Origin of the sequence: Bartonella sp. AP30XZML, from assembly GCF_042195945.1 — a bacterium.
Lineage (GTDB): Bacteria > Pseudomonadota > Alphaproteobacteria > Rhizobiales > Rhizobiaceae > Bartonella.
On record NZ_JBHIPJ010000083.1, the window covers coordinates 1 to 1,339 of the forward strand.

The 1,339-nt window shown below is 32.2% G+C and carries 1 protein-coding gene; it reads left to right on the top strand.

All coding sequences use genetic code 11. The annotated features are described in order from the left end of the window. Positions 1 to 423 (top strand): autotransporter outer membrane beta-barrel domain-containing protein (locus ACFIL2_RS06280; protein WP_375681708.1); only part of this gene is annotated, 423 nt, incomplete at its 5' end. Positions 424 to 1,339: the final 916 nt, after the last annotated feature.

Genomic DNA, 1,339 nt, shown 5'->3' on the forward strand with positions numbered 1-1,339 from the left:
TTTGCAACAGGGTATAAAGGTGTTGTTTTTGATCCGCAGATTCAGGTTGTTTATCAGCATCTTCAGTTTAATCAGGCGCGTGATATTGATAACCTTGAGGTGGATTTAGGAAAATTTCATCAATGGGTGGGGCGTGTTGGTGGGCGTTTAAGCAAGACGCTTAATGCTTCTGAAGAGGGACGTGAAGTTTCTTTTTATAGTAAGCTTTCTTATTTGCATAGTTTTGAAGATAAGCAATTCGTTTCTTTTAAAAACGATTTTCAGTTAGGTTCCTTTGGTTCTTCTTTGGAAGCAGGGGTTGGGTTTAATGCCCGTCTCTCATCAAAACTTTCTCTTCGTGGAGATGTCACTTATCAGCATAGATTTAAGAAAATTGGTTTTTCTGGAACGAGTTTCTCTGCTGGATTGCGCCACCTTTTTTGAAGAGGTGCAATATGTATTTTTAGTTAAAAGGCAGAAGATTTTCTGCCTTTTAATGTATTGAAATTTATTTTGCCTCATCAATATGGTTATTTTTTTGATATAAAAGATTACAATAGATGCTTTCTTTTATGCGATGAGAAATTTTTCTAAAATTTTTGATGTCAAGATATGAGGACAGATTTCATTGTGAATATGAGAAGTTTAAACGCTGAATGCTTGTGGCATAATCTTTCAAAAAATGCGATATTGATGATTGTTTTTGTCCGTTTCTGTATTAATTTTTATAGATCATAAGTTTAGTCTTTATGAGTTTTATGCATTGTTTTGAATTTTGTTTTAGAACTTTATTCACGTTTATATCATTTAATACGCATATTATTTGTTTCCTTTTTTAGGATTTTTACTTAAGAATTTTGGATAAATATTTATTTTTAGAACAAACAGAGGGAGTTTGAGGTCAAATTATAATAAAAGTAAAGTATGCTTTATCGTGTTGTTACGGTTGTTGTTTTGTAAATGATAGGTGGCAGAGAAATTTCGATAAGATACAGGATATTATTTTTATTGCGGTCATGCGCGGATATCATCATTCTTTTTTCAGCATTCAATATTTGCGCAGATTTTAGCACTCGAGAATGTTCATAAGAAGCAATTCACCTTTTTTCAAAAGTCCTTCTTTGCATGCCAGCTTCGTTTGTGATGGACAAGGGGTTAATTGATTAAATATAAACAGGTTTGAAATGAAAGAAATTTATAATATTCAGTTTTTATTCAATATGTAAAATGATGAGTGAGCATTCTGAATTATTGCATGAAATTTTCCTAAATCAATATTACGCGCCTGATTAAACTGAAGATGCTGATAAACAACCTGAATCTGCGGATCAAAAACAACACCTTTATACCCTGTTGCAAA